Here is a 15,534-nt window from a genome sequence, read left to right as displayed (position 1 = left end):
TGTCAGGCGGACGGCTCGTCGATCGCGGGCAGCGACACCGTCACCGCGGTGCCGACACCCACTTCGCTGTCGACCGACACGCTGCCCCCATGGCGCGTGACGACCGTCTTCACGAACGCCATGCCGAGCCCGGAACCCGGGATGTCGGGCCGCTCGCCGGCATGGAATCGCTTGAAACGCTCGAACAGATGCCGCTGATCTTCCGGCGCAATGCCGTACCCCTGATCGCGAATCGTACAGAACATCCGCTTCGATGCGTGCTCGACCGTCAGCGTACACGTGATCACCGTGTCGGACGGACTGTATTTGACCGCGTTGTTCAGCAGGTTCACGAAGGCGCGCGTGATCAGCGAGCGGTCCGCGCGCACCCAGCACATGTCGCCGCCCACGTCGGTCTCGACGCGGATGTGCTTCGCCTGCGCCTGCGGCCACACCTCGTCGCTCGCATCGATCAGCACGTCGACGAGGCTCGTCGCCTCGAGCTGGTACGCCTGCGACTCGGCGCGCGCCAGTTGCACGAACTCGTCGGCGAGCGACAGCGCGCGGTGCGCATAGCGCTCGATCCGCGCGAGCAGCCCGCGCATCGCGTCGCTCTCGACGCGGTCGCGCTCGATCTCGACCAGCGCGAGAATCGACGACTGCGGCGAACGCATGTCGTGCGACAGCAGGTGCAGCGCTTCCTCGCGCTGCCGCTCGGCCGCGTGCAGTTCGGTCACGTCGACGAGGCCGGCGATCCAGCCGGTCACGCGGCCCTGCGCGTTCGTGCACGCCGCGTAGCGTAGCAGGTGGTCGAGCCCGTCGCGATCGCGCACCTCGATGCCGCGCGCCATCGCGTCGTGCTCGGCCCCGAGCGTCGGGTCGAGCGCGGCCGGCCAGTGCTCGCGGATCGTCACGTCGTGCTCGGCGTTGCCGTCGACGGTCTTCATGAACGTCAATTCGCCGAGCGCGGTGCGCAGCGGCCGCCCTTCCGGCAGCGGCAGCGCGAGCCGCGAGCCGTAGCGTTTCGCCGCGTGGTTCGCGATCAGCACGGTGCCGTCGAGGTCGGTCACGAAGATCGGCTCGGGCATGCTGTCGAGGCTGTCCCACACGAAGCGCTTCATGTCCTGCACGCGCTGCGCGGCCTGCGCCATCAGCGCCATCTGGCGCTCCAGCACGTCGCCGCCGACGCTGCGCGTGCGCGGCGCCTCGGGCAGCAGGTGCGGCTCGTCGGCGAGCTTCTGCAGCTCGCGGCGCAGGTACGACATCGTCATTTCCAGCCGCCGCCAGTTCCAGATCGGATAGACGGCGATCAGCCCGAAGATCGCGGGCGCCGGCGTCAGCCAGATGCGCGCCTCGAACAGCAGCGCCAGGCTCCCGACGACGGAGAGCGCGGCGAGGCTCAGCGTCAGCAGCAGCGCGCGCCACGGCGACAACATCAGGAAACCGCCCAGCAACACGGCGAGCGGCAGCAGCGACGCGACGAACAGCCCCAGCGGCGACGCGGGCGAGATCGCGCTGCCGGTCGCCAGCATGTCGAGCACGTTCGCATGGATGTACACGCCGGCGAGCGGGCCGAACTCGCCGGACACCGGCGTCGCGAAGCGATCGTACAGCCCGGACGCCGTCACGCCGACGACGACGACCTTGCCGCGCAGTGCGTCGGGCTTCACGCGCCCTTCGAGCACGTCGTCGAACGACAGCGTCGGATACGCGGGCGTGTTGCGGCTGAACGGGATCAGATAGCGGCCCTCGCCCGCCGCATCGCGCGACAAGTCGTGCGCGTTCGCGCCGGGCACGCCGCCGACCGGGTGCAGCCGGCCGGCCTGGATCGCGCGATAGACGGGCACCATCAATTGCGGCCAGCGCACGCGGCCGTCGCTTTCGAACAGCGCGACGCTGCGCACGATGCCGTCGCGATCGACTTCGAGATTGATATGGCCGAGCCCCGTCGCCTGCGCCGCGAGCGCCGCGACCGGCGGATCGACGGATCGCGTGCCGTCCGCCTGCTCGGGGCTCAGCAGCACCGGCAGGAAGGTCGGCACGCGACTCATCGCGTCCGCGAACGCGCGATCCTCCGGCGACGGTTCGGTAAACAGCACGTCGTAGACGACGGCGGCCGGCTGCGCGCGCGCGAGCGTGTCGAGCAGCCGTGCGTGCACGTCGCGCGGCCACGGCCAGCGGCCGAGCGCGGATACGCTCTGGTTGTCGATGTCGACGACGACCACGTCGGGCGACAACGGCAGGCTGCGCAGCATCAGCAGCCGGTCGTAGATCAACCCGTCGACGCTCGACGACAGACGGCCGAGCGCGCACGCGAGGATCACCGCGACCCCGAGGCAGCCGATCGCGATCCATTCGATCAGGAAGCGGCGGCCGAGGTGCCGCCGTGTGGAAACGGAATCGGGTTTCATGCGCCGCGGGTCAGCGCGACAACGTGAACGCGTTGACCGGACTGGTCTTCTCGTAGAACTTGCCGCCTTCGAATTCCTCGACGGTCACGGCCCAGAAATAGTCGCCCGGCGGCAGGTGCGCGACGGTGATCTGGCGCGCGTGCAGGCCGACCTGGTCGACGACCGGCGCGCTCAGGTCCTTCGAACGCGACAGCACGAACCGGTAACGCGCGTTCTGGCCCGCCCCGTTCGGCGCCCAGCGGAACTCGTAACCGCCCGCGCCCTGCGACGCGCTCGCGTCGAGCCCCATCACGCGGCGCTCGAACGCATAGGTGCGCGGCAGCCCCTCGAGGCCGTTCGCATCGATCGCGGCGATCCGCACGAAGTAGTTGCCGTTCGGCACGTCGCGGAACACCGCGCGCGGCGAATCGGTACGCGTTTCGCGGAACAGGTCGAGCAGCCCCGCGTCGTGCGCGAGTTGCACGCGATACCCATGCGCCTGCGCGAGCGGCGCGACGTCGAATGCGACGTCGGGCTCGTCCTGCACCTTGTCCGGATGCGCGAGCGCGGGGGCGCCCAGCAGCTCGACCGGCGCGCCGACCGCGCCCGACGACGTCGCGACGCTGCCGAAGTTCGCATGCACGAGCGTCGCGCCGGCCGGCTGCCGGCCGCCCGCGACGCCGACGGTGCCGTCGAGCACTTCGACGCGCGTCGCCGCCGTGCCGGCCGCGTCGTAGTTCACGCGAAAGCGCGTGCCGCGCACGCCGGCGACGACCGACGGCGAGCGGATCTGAAAGCGGTCGTCGCGTTTCTTCAGGTGGGTGACTTCGCTTTCGACCGAACCGCGCGTGAGTTCGAATTCGCGATCGAGCGTGCCGGTCAGCACCGTGCGGCGCAACGACTTCAGGTCGAGCTGGCTGTCGGGCGGCAGGCTCATGTGCGTGCCGTCGGCCAGCTCGATCGTCACGAAGCCGTTCGGGCCCGTGCGCACGCGGTCGCCTTCGGCGAGCGTCGCATCGTTCGCGAGCGGCGCGAACGCGGCGCCGGACGCGCGCTCCGCCGTGCCCTGCACCGCGACCACGCGCGCGGTGAGCTTTTCCTTGCGCAGCCGCGCGACCGGCAGCTTCAGCGCGATGCCGGGCTGCAGGTGCTTCGGCGCCGGCACGCCGTTGATCTGCTGGAGCAGTTGCCAGTCGTCCGCGCCCTGCAGGTAGCGCACGGCGACGTCGTACAGCGTGTCGCCCGCCTGCGTGCGATACACGACCGTCTTGCCCGCGGCGGCGGGCGGCTGCGCCGCGGCCTGCTGCGCGGCGAACGCGAACGCGACCGCACAGGCCGCGCGCAACGCCGCCGTGCACAAGCCCGCCGTGCGCCGCGTGATGCGCGCGGTCACTCCGGTTCCCCCTGGCCGACCCGTTCGAGCCGGTAGCCGTATCCGTAGATCGGCGCGAGACGGTAGCCGTTTTCGGGCCGCAGGCCGAGCTTGGTGCGCAGCATCGAGATGTGCGTATCCATCGTGCGCGACGGAATGTCGGTCGCCTGCTTCCACACGAGGTCGAGAATGTGCGCGCGCGACAGCGGGCGGTCGAGATGCTGGAACAGCAGCAGCGCGAGCTCGAATTCCTTTTGCGTGAGGCTCACGGCCTTGTCGCCGACGTACGCCTGCTTCAGGTTCACGTCGAAACGGAACTGATCGAATTCGCGGACGGTGGCCTCGGCATTGACCGGATACGCGCGGCGCAGCAGCGAACCGATACGTGCGCGCAGGATCGGGCCCGACACGGGCTTGACCACGTAATCGTCGGCGCCGGCGTTGAGGATCTGCGTGATCCCGGCCTCGTCGTCGCGGCTCGTCATGAAGATGATCGGCAGGCTGTGCTCGGTCTGGTTCGCCCGCACCCACTTGAGCACTTCCTCGCCGGACATGTCGGGCACGTTCCAGTCGAGCACCAGCAGGTCGAACGTCTCGCGCTGCAGGCGCTTCTTCAGGGCCTTGCCTTCCTTGAACGCGTAGCACGTATGGCCCACGGCCGTCAGCGTTTGACTGACGAAATCCGTCTGGGCCGGATCGTCATCCAGTACAGCAATTCTCATAGCACCCCGCAAATCGAAGTCGATTCGTCCATTCGGCTGCCCGCCTGCCTCGGCCGCGCAACCTGCGCGCGGCGGCCGGATACCGGCCGGCGAGCCATCGTTCGCCGCTCGCGCTAACCTGCGCAAGCCGGCGACCCGGCTAAATATCTCAAAAACGGGGCACGGACGAACCGGCGATTTCATCATAGTAGTATGAAATTCGCCAAGAAATTGCGCGGACTATCGCCCTTTCTTCGAATAATCCTTTCTCTTGCGCAATCGGACGCCTATTCGGCGCCCGCGATGCCGGCCACCGGCTCGGCGAAATCATCCGTCGGCATGCGTGGCGACGGCCGCCGCGGCAGCGGCGGTTGCGCCAGCATCCGCTGCAGTTGGTCGCGCACGCGCTCCCACGCGCCGGCCGCGTAGTCGGGCTGGCCCGCCGCCCATGCCTGCGCCAGATCGAACACGCGTTCGATCGTCGCACCGCAGTAGGTCAGGCCCGAGCCGTCGTCCCGCGCGGCGTCGCGCAGCCGTTCGTCCAGCCATTCGGCCAGCCACGGCATCTCGGCCGCGGCCGAATCCGCATAGGCCTCCAGCGCGGCACGCGCGTGGCGGTCCCGCTGCGGATCGAGCTCGATCCGGCTCAATTCCGAGGTGCGCACGGGCGCAATGCTTGCCGCTCCGGACGGACTTCGAAGGGTCCCTGGTCTGAAGGACATGTCCTCTCCCCGTTGTACGACGGTAGCGTCAGGCATGGCCCCCGAGCCCGCCGTGCGACGTACCGTGGCCGGCGCCTCCGCTGGGAGCGGACGACCGGCCGGGTCAGTATACGCAGCCGGTCACGCAACGAGGTTTAAGAATTGTCAGAAAAGTGTGGCCGGCCAGGGGCGCCTGGCGCGGCGGGACATGTGATGCGTGCCTTCAGCGGCGGCGCATCAGGAACACGAAGGTCTTGTCCTGGGTCGTCGATTCGACGATCTCGTTGCCCGTCTGCTTCGCGAACGCGGCGAAATCGCGCTGCGAGCCCGGATCGGTCGCGAGCACCTTGAGGATCTGCCCGCTTTCCATATCGGCAAGCGCTTTCTTGGCACGCAGGATCGGCAACGGGCAATTGAGCCCGCGCGCGTCCACTTCCTTGTGAATCTGCATCGGTTGTCGACCTTCGAATGACGCGCCACACGTGGCGCGGGAGGAAGCAGCGATTTTACCGCAGCGCCGCCGCGCCTGCCCGGGCCGCCGACGGCCGGGCGCCCGCGGGCACCCGGGTCACGCGCCGGAGAAGCCGCCCGTGAGCCGCTCGCGCAGGTGCCGCACGAGCGCGCGCACCGCACTCGGCACGACCGGGCTGTACGGGCGGATCGCGAAAATGTGGTCGCCGAACGCGCCCGACGGACGCCAGCCGTCGAGCAACGCGACGAGCCGGCCGGCGTCGAGATCGCGCCGCGCGCTGAAATCGGGCAGCAGCGCGATACCGAGGCCGCCGAGCGCGGCCTCGCGCATCGCCTCGCTGTTGTTCGCCGCGAAACTGCCGCGCACCGGCACACTCACGCGCTCGCGCCGGCGGCCGTCCGGCTCGAAGCTCCACGCGGCCGGCTCGTTGTCGCGCAGGTAGCACAGGCAGCTGTGATCGACGAGCTCGCCGGGGTGGCGCGGCGCGCCGCGCGCGTCGAGATAGTCGCGGCTCGCGACCAGCAGCGAACGCGTGTCGCACAGCTTCCACGCGACGTGGGTCTGCGGCGCGGTGGTCGTATGGCGGATCGCGAGGTCGAAGCCCTCCTGCGTCAGCGAATGCAGGCGGTCCGACAGGTCGAGCTCGATCTGGACACCCGGATGCTGGCGCAGGAACTCGGGCAGGTGCGGCACGACCTGCTGGCGCCCGAGCGCGACCGGCACCGTGACACGCAGCAGCCCGCGCGGCTCGCCGGCGAGATCCTTCACCCGCGCGAAATGCTGGCCGATCGACTCGAACGCGTCGCGCGTGCTGTCGACGAGCGTCTGGCCCGCGTCGGTGAGCCGTACGCTGCGCGTGGTGCGGCGCACGAGCGGCACGCCGGCCGCCTTTTCGAGATCGGCGATGCGCTGGCTCATCGCGGCCTTGCTGATGCCGAGCCGCTGCGCGGCAGCCGTGAAACTGCCGGCCGCGGCCAGCACCGTCAGCGAATGGATATGCGGCCAGAGCGCCTGGACATTTTGCTGATTCATCCAGTAATTATTCAGAATTCTGAACAGTGAATCAAGCTGCGCGGCCTTCTCCCGCCCCGCCGCTTTGCCTAGACTAGGCCCGGTTCACCCCCCATCCCAGGAGACACGCATGACCACGGTTCCCGCCTATACGTCCGACGCCGACGTCGGCCACTACATCGACGGCGCGCCCGTCGCCGGCCGCAGCGGCCGCTTCCAGGATGTCCTCAATCCGTCGCTCGGCCGCGCGGTGCGCCGCGTCGCGCTCGCCGGCAGCGACGAAGTCGAGCGGGCCGTCGCGTCCGCCCACGCGGCGTTCCCGGCCTGGGCCGACACGCCGCCGATCCGCCGCGCGCGCGTGCTGCACCGCTTCCTGCAACTGATGAACGAGCACCGCGACACGCTCGCGGCAATCATCACGGCCGAGCACGGCAAGGTGTTCTCCGACGCGCAGGGCGAAGTCGCGCGCGGCATCGACATCGTCGAATTCGCATGCGGCGTGCCGCAACTGCTGAAGGGCGACTTCACCGACCAGGTCAGCACCGGCATCGACAACTGGACGATGCGCCAGCCGCTCGGCGTCGTCGCGGGCATCACGCCGTTCAATTTCCCCTGCATGGTGCCGTGCTGGATGTTCCCGGTCGCGATCGCGACGGGCAACACGTTCGTGCTGAAGCCGAGCGAGCGCGACCCGTCGGCCGCGCTGTTCATCGCCGACCTGCTCGCGCAGGCAGGGCTGCCGGCCGGCGTGTTCAACGTCGTGCAGGGCGACAAGGGCGCGGTCGATGCGCTGCTCGACCACCCGGACGTGCAGGCCGTCAGCTTCGTCGGCTCGACGCCGATCGCGGCCTACGTGCAGCAGCGCGCGGTGCAGTCGGGCAAGCGCGTGCAGGCGCTCGGCGGCGCGAAGAACCACCTCGTCGTGATGCCCGACGCGAACATCGAGCAAGCGGTCGACGCGCTGATCGGCGCCGCGTACGGCTCGGCCGGCGAGCGCTGCATGGCGATCAGCATCGCGGTGCTGGTCGGCGACGTGGCCGACCAGATCGTGCCGGCCGTGGCCGAGCGTGCGCGCAAGCTGGTGGTCGGCGACGGGATGTCGCCGGAAGTCGAGATGGGCCCGATCGTCACCGGCGAAGCGCTCAAGCGCATCGAAGGCTATATCGAGCAAGGCGTGAACGAAGGCGCGCAACTGGTGGTGGACGGGCGCGGGCTGCGCGTGCCGGGCCGCGAGGCCGGCTTCTTCACCGGCGGCACGCTGTTCGATCACGTGCGCCCCGACATGCGGATCTACAAGGAAGAAATCTTCGGGCCGGTGCTCGGCTGCGTGCGCGTGAAGGACTTCGGCGAAGCGGTCGACCTGATCAACGCGCACGAATTCGGCAACGGCGTGTCGTGCTTCACGAGCGACGGCGGCATCGCGCGCGAATTCGCGCGGCGCATCCAGGTCGGGATGGTCGGCATCAACGTGCCGATCCCGGTGCCGATGGCGTGGCACGGCTTCGGCGGCTGGAAGAAGAGCCTGTTCGGCGACATGCACGCGTACGGCGAAGAAGGCGTGCGCTTCTATACGCGTCAGAAGTCGGTGATGCAGCGCTGGTCGTCGAGCATCGGCAAGGGCGCCGAATTCGCGATGCCGACCGCGAAGTAAGCCAACCGGTGCGCGCTGCGCCGATCCGTTCGGCGGCCAGCGCACCGGCAGCGGGGATCAACCGGCCTTCGTGCCGTGCGCACCGTCGGCGGTCGGCAGATACGACAGCTCGAGCCGGTACGCGAGCGCGACGAACAGGCTCTGCGCGAGGCCCATCGTGGCCGTCAGCGCGCGGAAGCCGAACGTCGCGCTGTCCTGCACCATCAGCGTCACTTCCGCCTCCCGCGCGAGCGGGCTCATCCGGCTGTCGGTGATCGCGATCAGCCGCGCGCCGCGCTGCGCGGCCTGCTGCGCGACCTGCACGGTCTCGTCCGCGTACGGCATGAAGGAGATCACGATCATCACGTCGCCCTCGCGCACCGACCGGATCTGGCCGAGATGCATGCTGCCGAGCGCGCTGAACAGCCCGATGCGCTTGTCGGTGTGCTGCAGCGCATAGTCGAGATACACGGCGATCGGAAACGCGCGCCGCGACCCGGCGATCCAGATCGCCTGCGTCTCGGCAAGCAGGTCGACGGCCTGCGCGAGCGCCTGCGAATCGAGCGTCTGCCGCAACTGCTGCATCCCGGCAATGCTGCCCTTGATGAATTCGTCGGCGATCTGTTCCGGTTGCAGGCTCGACGAACCCGATTCGATCACGTCGCGCACACGCAGGTTGTAGGCGCGCCCCGGCGCGATCTGCTGCGCGAGCCCTTCGCGGAACAGCCGCTGCATCTCCGAGAAACCGGAGAAGCCGAAGTGCTTCGCGAAGCGCACGACGGCCGACGGCTGGACGCCGCAGGCCTCGGCGAGCGACTGGATGCCCTCCAGCCCAAGCTGGTCCCGATGCGTTTCCACGTGGCGCGCGATCACCTTCAGGCGATTGCTGAGGCCGTCGTACTCCTGCGTCAGGTGCTGCAGGAACTGCTCGACGGTGGCGGGAGGTTTCTCGGATGAACTCATCGGATAGCGCGAAGTTGACGGCCCCGATGCGCGCGCGTGGCTGGCCGGCGCGGCGCGGGGCTCGACTGGATACATGCATGAAGGGCGAATTTAATCACGTTTGCGGCACGGCCCGCGCCGCCCCGCTCGCTCCCACGCGCTCGATCATCACTTGCATACGCTTCACGGCAAGACTGGAAGCGATTGTCCAACGCGCTCGCGGCGGCGTAAAGATCAGGATGTGTACCGAGGCCGGCCGTCGCGCCGACGCGCGGCGCGGCCGGCCCGCCTCCGTTCAACGATAGTCGACCCACACGCTGCCCGCGTCGGCGGAACGCACGCAATTCTCGACCCAGCGCACGCCCTCGACGCCCGCGTGCACGTCCGGAATGCGGATGGCCTTCACCGCCGCGGCGTCGCCGCGATCGGCCGCGTCCATCGCGAGCGCGAAGCGCGCGTAGAGATTCGACCATGCTTCGAACAGCCCTTCCGGATGCCCGGCGCCGATGCGGTCTTCGCGCAAGGCGTGCGGATGCAGGTACGGCATCCCGCGATCGAGCACCTGCGCGGGCTGCCCCTGGATTTCGTAGCGCAACTGGTTCGGGTGTTCATCCCACCATTCGATGCTCGCCCTCGAACCGATCACGCGCACCTTCTGCCCGTGCATCGAGCCGGCGTTCACCGCGCTCGACCACACGTAGCCGATCGCGCCGGTGTCGTATTCCATGATCGTGAACGCGTTGTCCTCGAGCGGCGCGCGGCTCTTCACGAAGCTCTGCCGCGAACACATCAGCCGGCGGATCTTCAGCGCCGGCGCCATCACCTCGGAGATGTACAACGGATGCGTGCCGATATCGCCCAGCACGTAGCTCGGGCCCGCGAACTTCGGATCGACGCGCCAGCGCGCGGCCGCGCTCGCGGCCTCGACGCCCTCGCTGTGGAAGCCGTGCGCGAACTGCATCTGCACGATGCGGATCTCGCCGAGGTCGCCGCGCGCGATCATCTCGCGCGCCTGCTCGATCATCTGGTGTCCAGAATAGCCGTACGCGACGCCGACGATCCGGTTCTTCTCGACCGACAGGCGCTGCAGCGCCTCGGCCTCCTCGGTCGTGAAGCACAGCGGCTTCTCGCAGACCACGTGCAGCCCCGCGTTCAGCGCGGCGCGGCAGATCTCGAAGTGCGTGTTGTTCGGCGTCGCGATCGATACCGCGCGAATGCCGTCCGGGCGCCGCGCCTCGGCGTCGAACATCGTCGCGTAGTCGGGATAGCAGCGCTCGGCCGCGACGCCGAGCTTCACGCCGAACTGGCGGCCGCGTTCGGGATCGATGTCGAATGCGCCGGCAACCAGCTGGAAGCTGCCGTCGCGCAGCGCGGCCGACCGGTGGCTGTAGCCGATCTGGCTGCCGAGCCCGCCGCCGACCATGCCCCAGCGAATCGAATGTCCAAGCAGAATCTGTCCGTCAATCATGATGGTGTTCCTGGTGCGGGTTCAGGGGGGCATGCAAAACCGGCCGACGCGAGAAACGCGCGGCTCGCGGCGACGTCGCGCAGGCTCGTGCCGGCGTTGCGCGGGTCGCGCTCCTGTTCGATCGTGATGGTGCCGGCATAGCCGACGTCGACGAGCGCGCGGCGGATCGCCGGGTAATCGAGCACGCCGGCGCCGATCGGGCACATCACGCCGCGCGCGCACGCCGCGGAAAACGCGATGTGCTCGCCCATCACCGCGTCGTAGACGGCCGCGTCGATGTCCTTGAAATGCACGTAGTCGAGCCGCTCCGCATGGCGGCGCAGCCACGTTTCCGGGTCCATGCCCGAGTAATGCAGGTGGCCGGTGTCGAGACACAGGCCCGCCGTGTCGGCCGGAACATCGGCGACGATCCGGTCGATCTCGTCCGCGAATTCGATATGGCCGCCCGCATGCGGATGGATCACCGCGCGCACGCCGAATTCGTCGCGCGCGATCGTCGCGACCTGCCGGATGTGGTCGACCATTCGCGCCCAGCGTGCGTCGGACAGCCGCGGCGCGCGATCGCCGTGGCCGGCCGCGTAGTCGCGCGCCTCGTGGCCCCAGTCGATCACGACGAGGTACGGCGCCGCGTAGCGCTGGCCGTCCTGCGTCGGCAGCTTCGGCAACCGCGTGATCAGCGCGCAGATGTCGCGCGTCTGGCGCAGCAGGTTCGGCAGGTTCTCCGGCGACACGAGGTCGTCGAAGATCGTGCCGGCCGTGATGCTCAGGCGCTGGCGCTCGAGCTCGGCGCTCACCACGTCGAGGTCGAGCGGGAGGTAGCCGTACGGCCCGAGCTCGATGCCCGAGTAGCCGGCCTGCGCGGCCTCGGCGAGCACGTGCCGCCACGGCGGCAGGTGCGGGTTCTTCACGTCGTCGACGCCCCAGCAGCACGGCGCGCAGCCAATCTTCATCGTCATTCGGTCGATCCGGCAAGTAAGCGGCGAACGCGCGGGTCAACCGCGATAGAACGCGGGACGGTCGGCCATCGCGATCGGCTCGACCGCGCCGCTCCGCTGTGCGCGCACGCACGCGTCGGCCGCGACCGCCGCCGCGTAGCCGTCCCACGCGGACGGCCCGGTCAGCGCGCCCTGCCGCACGCCGTCGATGAACGCCTGCAGCTCGACGTCGTACGACGCGATGAAGCGCTCCTTCCAGTCGGTCATGATCTCGACCGACTGCCGCGCCGCATGCTTGAGCCCGACGGCCGGCGGATCGGGCAGCTTCGCGATGCCCTGCTCGCCGACCACCTCGCACTGGATGTCGTAGCCGTACTGGCAGTTCACGAAGATCTCGACGTCGATGCGCACGCCGCTCGCGGTTTCGAGCAGCACGATCTGCGGATCGGCGAGATGCGTGCTCGCATGGCGCGTCTTCTTCGGATAGACGACCTGCGCGCTCGTGTAATCCTCGCCGAGCAGCCAGCGCAGCACGTCGAGTTCGTGGATCAGCGTGTCGGTGATCGCCATGTCGGTGGTGTAGCGCTCGCCGACCGACTGGTTGCGGTGCGCGCAATGCAGCATCAGCGGCGCGCCGATCCGGCCGCTGTCGATCACGCGCTTGAGCGCGCGATAGCCTTCGTCGTACGGCCGCATGAAGCCGACCTGCACGAGCCGCTTGCCGTGCGCGACTTCGGCTTCGACGATCCGCATGCAGCCGTCGGCCGTGACGGCCAGCGGCTTCTCGCAGAACACCGGCTTGCCGTGCGCGATCGCGTCGAGCACGAACGCTTCGTGCGTCGGCCCCCACGACGTGACGAGCACGGCCTGCACGTCGGCAGCGGCGACCACTTCGTGGCCGTCGCCGTAGATCTCGGCGTCGAGCCCGTACTTCGACACCGCGTCGCGCGCCTGCCGCGGCTCGATGTCGTTGACGGCCACGACGCGCGCGCCGGACAGCGTGCGGGTCAGTCTGCGAATGTGGTCCTGGCCGATCGCGCCGCAGCCGATCACGCCGATTTGCAAGGTCATGCAGTTCTCTCCAGTCGTTCGTTCATCAGCGGCGCGGCCCATGCCGCGCCGGTCGGTAATCGGTCAGCGTGCGGTGCGATCGATCGGGTCGTAGCCGAGCTCGGCCGCCGCGTGCGGCAGCCGGTCGAGCGGCAGGTGGCGAATCATGCAGAGGTCCGGCGCGATCTTCATCTTCTTCCCGGTTCGTTCCGTGGTTTCGGGGTTCGGTGGTTTCGGCAGCGGTGGACTCGATCAGCGACGCGACTTCTTGTTGCGGTACTGATCGGCGATCACGGCCGCGACGATGATCGCGCCCTTCACCATCTCCTGGTAATACGCGTCGATGCGGATGAACGTGAAGCCCGACGTCATCACGCCGAGGATCAGCACGCCGATCACGGTGCCCGTCACGCGGCCGAGGCCGCCCGACAGCGACGTGCCGCCGATCACGACGGCCGCGATCGCATCGAGCTCGTACATCACGCCCATGCCCGACTGGCCGGAAATCGCGCGCGCGGCCGTCACAGTGCCGGCGATCCCGCTCAACAGGCCCGCGATCGCGTAGACGAAAATCAGGTGCCGCGTGACGTTGATGCCCGACACGACGGCCGCGTGGCGGTTCGCGCCGATCGCATAGGTGTACTTGCCGAAGCGCGTATAGCGCAGCACGACGTGGAAGATCGCGGCCACCACCAGGAAGATGATCACCGGATTCGCCCCCGCGCCGATCGCCGCGAACGGGTCGGTCAGCATCGACACCGGCATCCCGTTGGTGAACCACTTCGCGAAGCCGCGCGCGGCGACCATCGTGCCGAGCGTCGCGATGAACGGCGGGATGCCCGTCAGCGCGATCAGCGTGCCGTTCAGCAGGCCGACCAGCAGCCCGACGCACACGCCGGCCAGCACCGGCCAGATGACCGGCAGGTCGGTCAGGTGCGGAAACACCGCGCGCGGGAAGTCGGACACCTGCGCGAGGCTCGCCGACACGACGGCGGCCGCCGCGACGACCGACCCCGACGACAAATCGATCCCGCTGGTGATGATCACGAGGTTCACGCCGACCGCGATGATGCCGATCACGGCCATCTGCAGCACGATGATCTCGAGTCGCTCGGCATTGAACAGGAAGCTCTGGCCGACGACGATCCAGCCGACGATCTCGAAGAACAGGCTGATGCCGACCAGCACGAGGAAGATGCTCAGTTCGGGCGGCCACTTCGCATGCCGCGACTTGAGTGTCATGGTCTGCGCATCCGCGACCGGGTTCAGGTTGCCCATTTCAATTGTCTCCAATCTTGTTTCGGCTCAGCGCGACGCGAGATCCATGATGCGGACCTGGTCGGCGTCCTTGCGATCGACGATGCCGGTCATGCGCCCTTCGTGCATCACCATCACGCGATCGCTCATCCCCAGCACTTCCGGCATTTCGGACGAGATCATCAGTACCGCGACGCCCTTGCCGGCGAGCGCGCTGACGAGCCGGTGAATCTCGGCCTTCGCGCCGACGTCGATGCCGCGCGTCGGTTCGTCGAGGATCAGGATGCGCGGCTGCGTGAGCAGCCACCGGCCGATCAGCACCTTCTGCTGGTTGCCGCCCGACAGGTTCTGGATTTCCTCGTGCAGCCCGGGCGACTTCACGCGCAGCATCCGGCTCATTTCCTCGCAGTCGCGCTTCAACTGCGCCTGCTGCACGAAATTGAACTTCACGTAGCGGTGGCTGAGCACCGCCGCTTCCATGTTCGCGAGCAGGTCGAGATTCAGGAAGCAACCGGAATCCTTGCGGTCCTCGGTGAGGAACGCCATCCCGTGCTTCATCGCCTGCGCGGGCGTCGCGATGCGCACCGGCTTGCCGTCGATGCGGATCTCGCCCGACGTGGCCGGCACGACGCCGAACAGCGCCTCCGCGACGTTCGAGCGCCCCGAGCCGACGAGGCCCGCGACGCCGAGGATCTCGCCCGCGCGCAGCTCGAAGCTCACGTCGCGGAACACGCCGTCGACGCACAGATCCTTCACCGACAGCACGACGTCGCCGATCGGCACCGCTTCCTTCGGGAACATCTGCGTGATCTCGCGCCCGACCATCATGCGGATGATGTCGTCGCGCGTGACGTCGCTCGACGCATGCGTGCCGATGTACTTGCCGTCGCGGAACACCGAGAACTCGTCGGCGATCTCGAACAGCTCGTTCATCTTGTGCGTGATGTAGACGATGCCCTTGCCCTGCTCGCGCAGCTGGCGAATGATCCGGAACAGGTGCGTGACTTCCTTGTCGGTCAGCGCGGAGGTCGGCTCGTCCATGATCAGCACGTCCGAGTCGAACGACACGGCCTTCGCGATCTCGACCATCTGGCGGCTCGCGACGGTCAGCGTGCGCACGTCGGTTTCCGGATCGATGTCGATCGACAGCCGCTCGAACAGCGCGGCCGTACGGCGGCGCAACTCGGCGTGATCGATCAGGCCGAAGCGGTTCTTCGGTTCGCGGCGGATCCAGATGTTCTCCGCGACCGTCATGTACGGCATCAGGTTGAGCTCCTGATGGATCATCGCGATCCCGCGGTCGAGCGCATCGAGCGGGCCGTTCAGCACGACCGGTTCGCCGTTGATCAGGATTTCGCCCTGGTCGGGCGTGTAGACGCCCGCGATGATCTTCATCAGCGTGGACTTGCCGGCGCCGTTCTCGCCCATCAGCGCATGCACGGTGCCGCGGCGCACGCGGAACTGCACGCCGTCGAGCGCGACGACGCCGGGAAAGGACTTGCCGACGCCGCGCACTTCGAGCACGCAGTCGGCCATGGGCGCACCGGACGAACCCGGCGCGGCGGACGACGCGGCCGGCGCGCTTTCGCTGGCCATCGAGCGCGCGATCCTGGCTGTAAACATGGA

General features: G+C 68.7%; 13 protein-coding genes and 1 pseudogene. 1 reads left to right on the top strand and 13 read right to left on the bottom strand.

All coding sequences use genetic code 11. The features are described from left to right. Positions 1-2: 2 nt before the first annotated feature. The 6 genes from AC3IFE_RS12040 to AC3IFE_RS12015 all read right to left on the bottom strand — a co-directional run bounded on the left by AC3IFE_RS12040 (position 3) and on the right by AC3IFE_RS12015 (position 6,647). The gene (locus AC3IFE_RS12040) at positions 3-2,390 is read right to left on the bottom strand and encodes a CHASE2 domain-containing protein (RefSeq protein ID WP_089467252.1); all 2,388 of its coding nucleotides are present in this window, start codon (positions 2,388-2,390) and stop codon (positions 3-5) included. Positions 2,391-2,400: 10 nt separating this feature from the next. Beyond that, on the bottom strand, positions 2,401-3,762 hold the full coding sequence (locus AC3IFE_RS12035) for a FecR family protein (RefSeq protein WP_489190674.1): 1,362 nt from the start codon (positions 3,760-3,762) through the stop codon (positions 2,401-2,403). After that, positions 3,759-4,463 carry a response regulator transcription factor gene (locus AC3IFE_RS12030; protein ID WP_006490421.1) on the bottom strand — a complete coding sequence of 235 codons (705 nt, stop codon included), beginning with the start codon at positions 4,461-4,463 and terminating at the stop codon, positions 3,759-3,761. Before AC3IFE_RS12030 ends, AC3IFE_RS12035 begins: the two co-directional genes overlap by 4 nt. A 266-nt stretch (positions 4,464-4,729) precedes the next feature. Further along, positions 4,730-5,164 carry a peptidase gene (locus AC3IFE_RS12025; protein WP_489190673.1) on the bottom strand — a complete coding sequence of 145 codons (435 nt, stop codon included), beginning with the start codon at positions 5,162-5,164 and terminating at the stop codon, positions 4,730-4,732. Between the two features lie 202 nt (positions 5,165-5,366). Further along, a complete protein-coding gene (locus AC3IFE_RS12020; RefSeq protein WP_006402122.1) occupies positions 5,367-5,594 on the bottom strand; it encodes a sulfurtransferase TusA family protein in 228 nt (75 codons plus the stop codon). A gap of 117 nt (positions 5,595-5,711) precedes the next feature. Next, positions 5,712-6,647: a LysR family transcriptional regulator gene (locus AC3IFE_RS12015; RefSeq protein WP_489190672.1), complete on the bottom strand. Its 936-nt coding sequence runs from the start codon at positions 6,645-6,647 to the stop codon at positions 5,712-5,714. Between the two features lie 109 nt (positions 6,648-6,756). On the opposite strand from AC3IFE_RS12015, the gene AC3IFE_RS12010 reads away from it, so the two are divergent. Continuing rightward, complete coding sequence (locus tag AC3IFE_RS12010; protein ID WP_489190671.1) at positions 6,757-8,277, top strand: CoA-acylating methylmalonate-semialdehyde dehydrogenase; 1,521 nt, start codon at positions 6,757-6,759, stop codon at positions 8,275-8,277. Positions 8,278-8,334: 57 nt separating this feature from the next. On the opposite strand, the gene AC3IFE_RS12005 is transcribed toward AC3IFE_RS12010, so the two are convergent. The 7 genes and pseudogenes from AC3IFE_RS12005 to AC3IFE_RS11975 form a co-directional block, all read right to left on the bottom strand. Further along, positions 8,335-9,219: a MurR/RpiR family transcriptional regulator gene (locus tag AC3IFE_RS12005; RefSeq protein WP_489190670.1), complete on the bottom strand. Its 885-nt coding sequence runs from the start codon at positions 9,217-9,219 to the stop codon at positions 8,335-8,337. Positions 9,220-9,493: 274 nt separating this feature from the next. Continuing rightward, entirely contained in the window at positions 9,494-10,666 is a 1,173-nt protein-coding gene (locus AC3IFE_RS12000) for a Gfo/Idh/MocA family protein (protein WP_489190669.1), read from the bottom strand. Further along, positions 10,663-11,622: a TIM barrel protein gene (locus AC3IFE_RS11995; RefSeq protein ID WP_489190668.1), complete on the bottom strand. Its 960-nt coding sequence runs from the start codon at positions 11,620-11,622 to the stop codon at positions 10,663-10,665. Before AC3IFE_RS11995 ends, AC3IFE_RS12000 begins: the two co-directional genes overlap by 4 nt. A gap of 36 nt (positions 11,623-11,658) precedes the next feature. Further along, complete coding sequence (iolG, locus tag AC3IFE_RS11990; protein ID WP_489190667.1) at positions 11,659-12,672, bottom strand: bifunctional inositol 2-dehydrogenase/D-chiro-inositol 1-dehydrogenase; 1,014 nt, start codon at positions 12,670-12,672, stop codon at positions 11,659-11,661. A gap of 66 nt (positions 12,673-12,738) precedes the next feature. Further along, positions 12,739-12,843 (bottom strand): annotated as a pseudogene (locus AC3IFE_RS11985) (sugar phosphate isomerase/epimerase); the annotation flags it as partial. 60 nt (positions 12,844-12,903) lie between these two features. Continuing rightward, positions 12,904-13,929, bottom strand: a complete 1,026-nt coding sequence (locus AC3IFE_RS11980) for an ABC transporter permease (RefSeq protein WP_126360995.1) — start codon at positions 13,927-13,929, stop codon at positions 12,904-12,906. Positions 13,930-13,956: 27 nt separating this feature from the next. Next, positions 13,957-15,531, bottom strand: coding sequence for a sugar ABC transporter ATP-binding protein (locus tag AC3IFE_RS11975; RefSeq protein ID WP_489190666.1), 1,575 nt, complete (start codon positions 15,529-15,531; stop codon positions 13,957-13,959). Positions 15,532-15,534 lie beyond the last annotated feature (3 nt).

This window comes from Burkholderia sp. APQ4-4ca (assembly GCF_057837105.1).
The sequence above is the reverse complement of the archived record's forward strand: the minus strand, read 5'-3'. Positions and strand labels throughout refer to the sequence as shown.

Coding starts and splice junctions, on each gene's coding strand:
- AC3IFE_RS12025 (WP_489190673.1), bottom strand. CDS start 5,164: ATGTCCTTCAGACCAGGGACCCTTCGAAGTCCGTCCGGAGCGGCAAGC.
- AC3IFE_RS12040 (WP_089467252.1), bottom strand. CDS start 2,390: ATGAAACCCGATTCCGTTTCCACACGGCGGCACCTCGGCCGCCGCTTC.
- AC3IFE_RS12020 (WP_006402122.1), bottom strand. CDS start 5,594: ATGCAGATTCACAAGGAAGTGGACGCGCGCGGGCTCAATTGCCCGTTG.
- AC3IFE_RS12005 (WP_489190670.1), bottom strand. CDS start 9,219: ATGAGTTCATCCGAGAAACCTCCCGCCACCGTCGAGCAGTTCCTGCAG.
- iolG (WP_489190667.1), bottom strand. CDS start 12,672: ATGACCTTGCAAATCGGCGTGATCGGCTGCGGCGCGATCGGCCAGGAC.
- AC3IFE_RS12030 (WP_006490421.1), bottom strand. CDS start 4,463: ATGAGAATTGCTGTACTGGATGACGATCCGGCCCAGACGGATTTCGTC.
- AC3IFE_RS11995 (WP_489190668.1), bottom strand. CDS start 11,622: ATGACGATGAAGATTGGCTGCGCGCCGTGCTGCTGGGGCGTCGACGAC.
- AC3IFE_RS12010 (WP_489190671.1), top strand. CDS start 6,757: ATGACCACGGTTCCCGCCTATACGTCCGACGCCGACGTCGGCCACTAC.
- AC3IFE_RS11980 (WP_126360995.1), bottom strand. CDS start 13,929: ATGGGCAACCTGAACCCGGTCGCGGATGCGCAGACCATGACACTCAAG.
- AC3IFE_RS11975 (WP_489190666.1), bottom strand. CDS start 15,531: ATGTTTACAGCCAGGATCGCGCGCTCGATGGCCAGCGAAAGCGCGCCG.
- AC3IFE_RS12000 (WP_489190669.1), bottom strand. CDS start 10,666: ATGATTGACGGACAGATTCTGCTTGGACATTCGATTCGCTGGGGCATG.
- AC3IFE_RS12015 (WP_489190672.1), bottom strand. CDS start 6,647: ATGAATCAGCAAAATGTCCAGGCGCTCTGGCCGCATATCCATTCGCTG.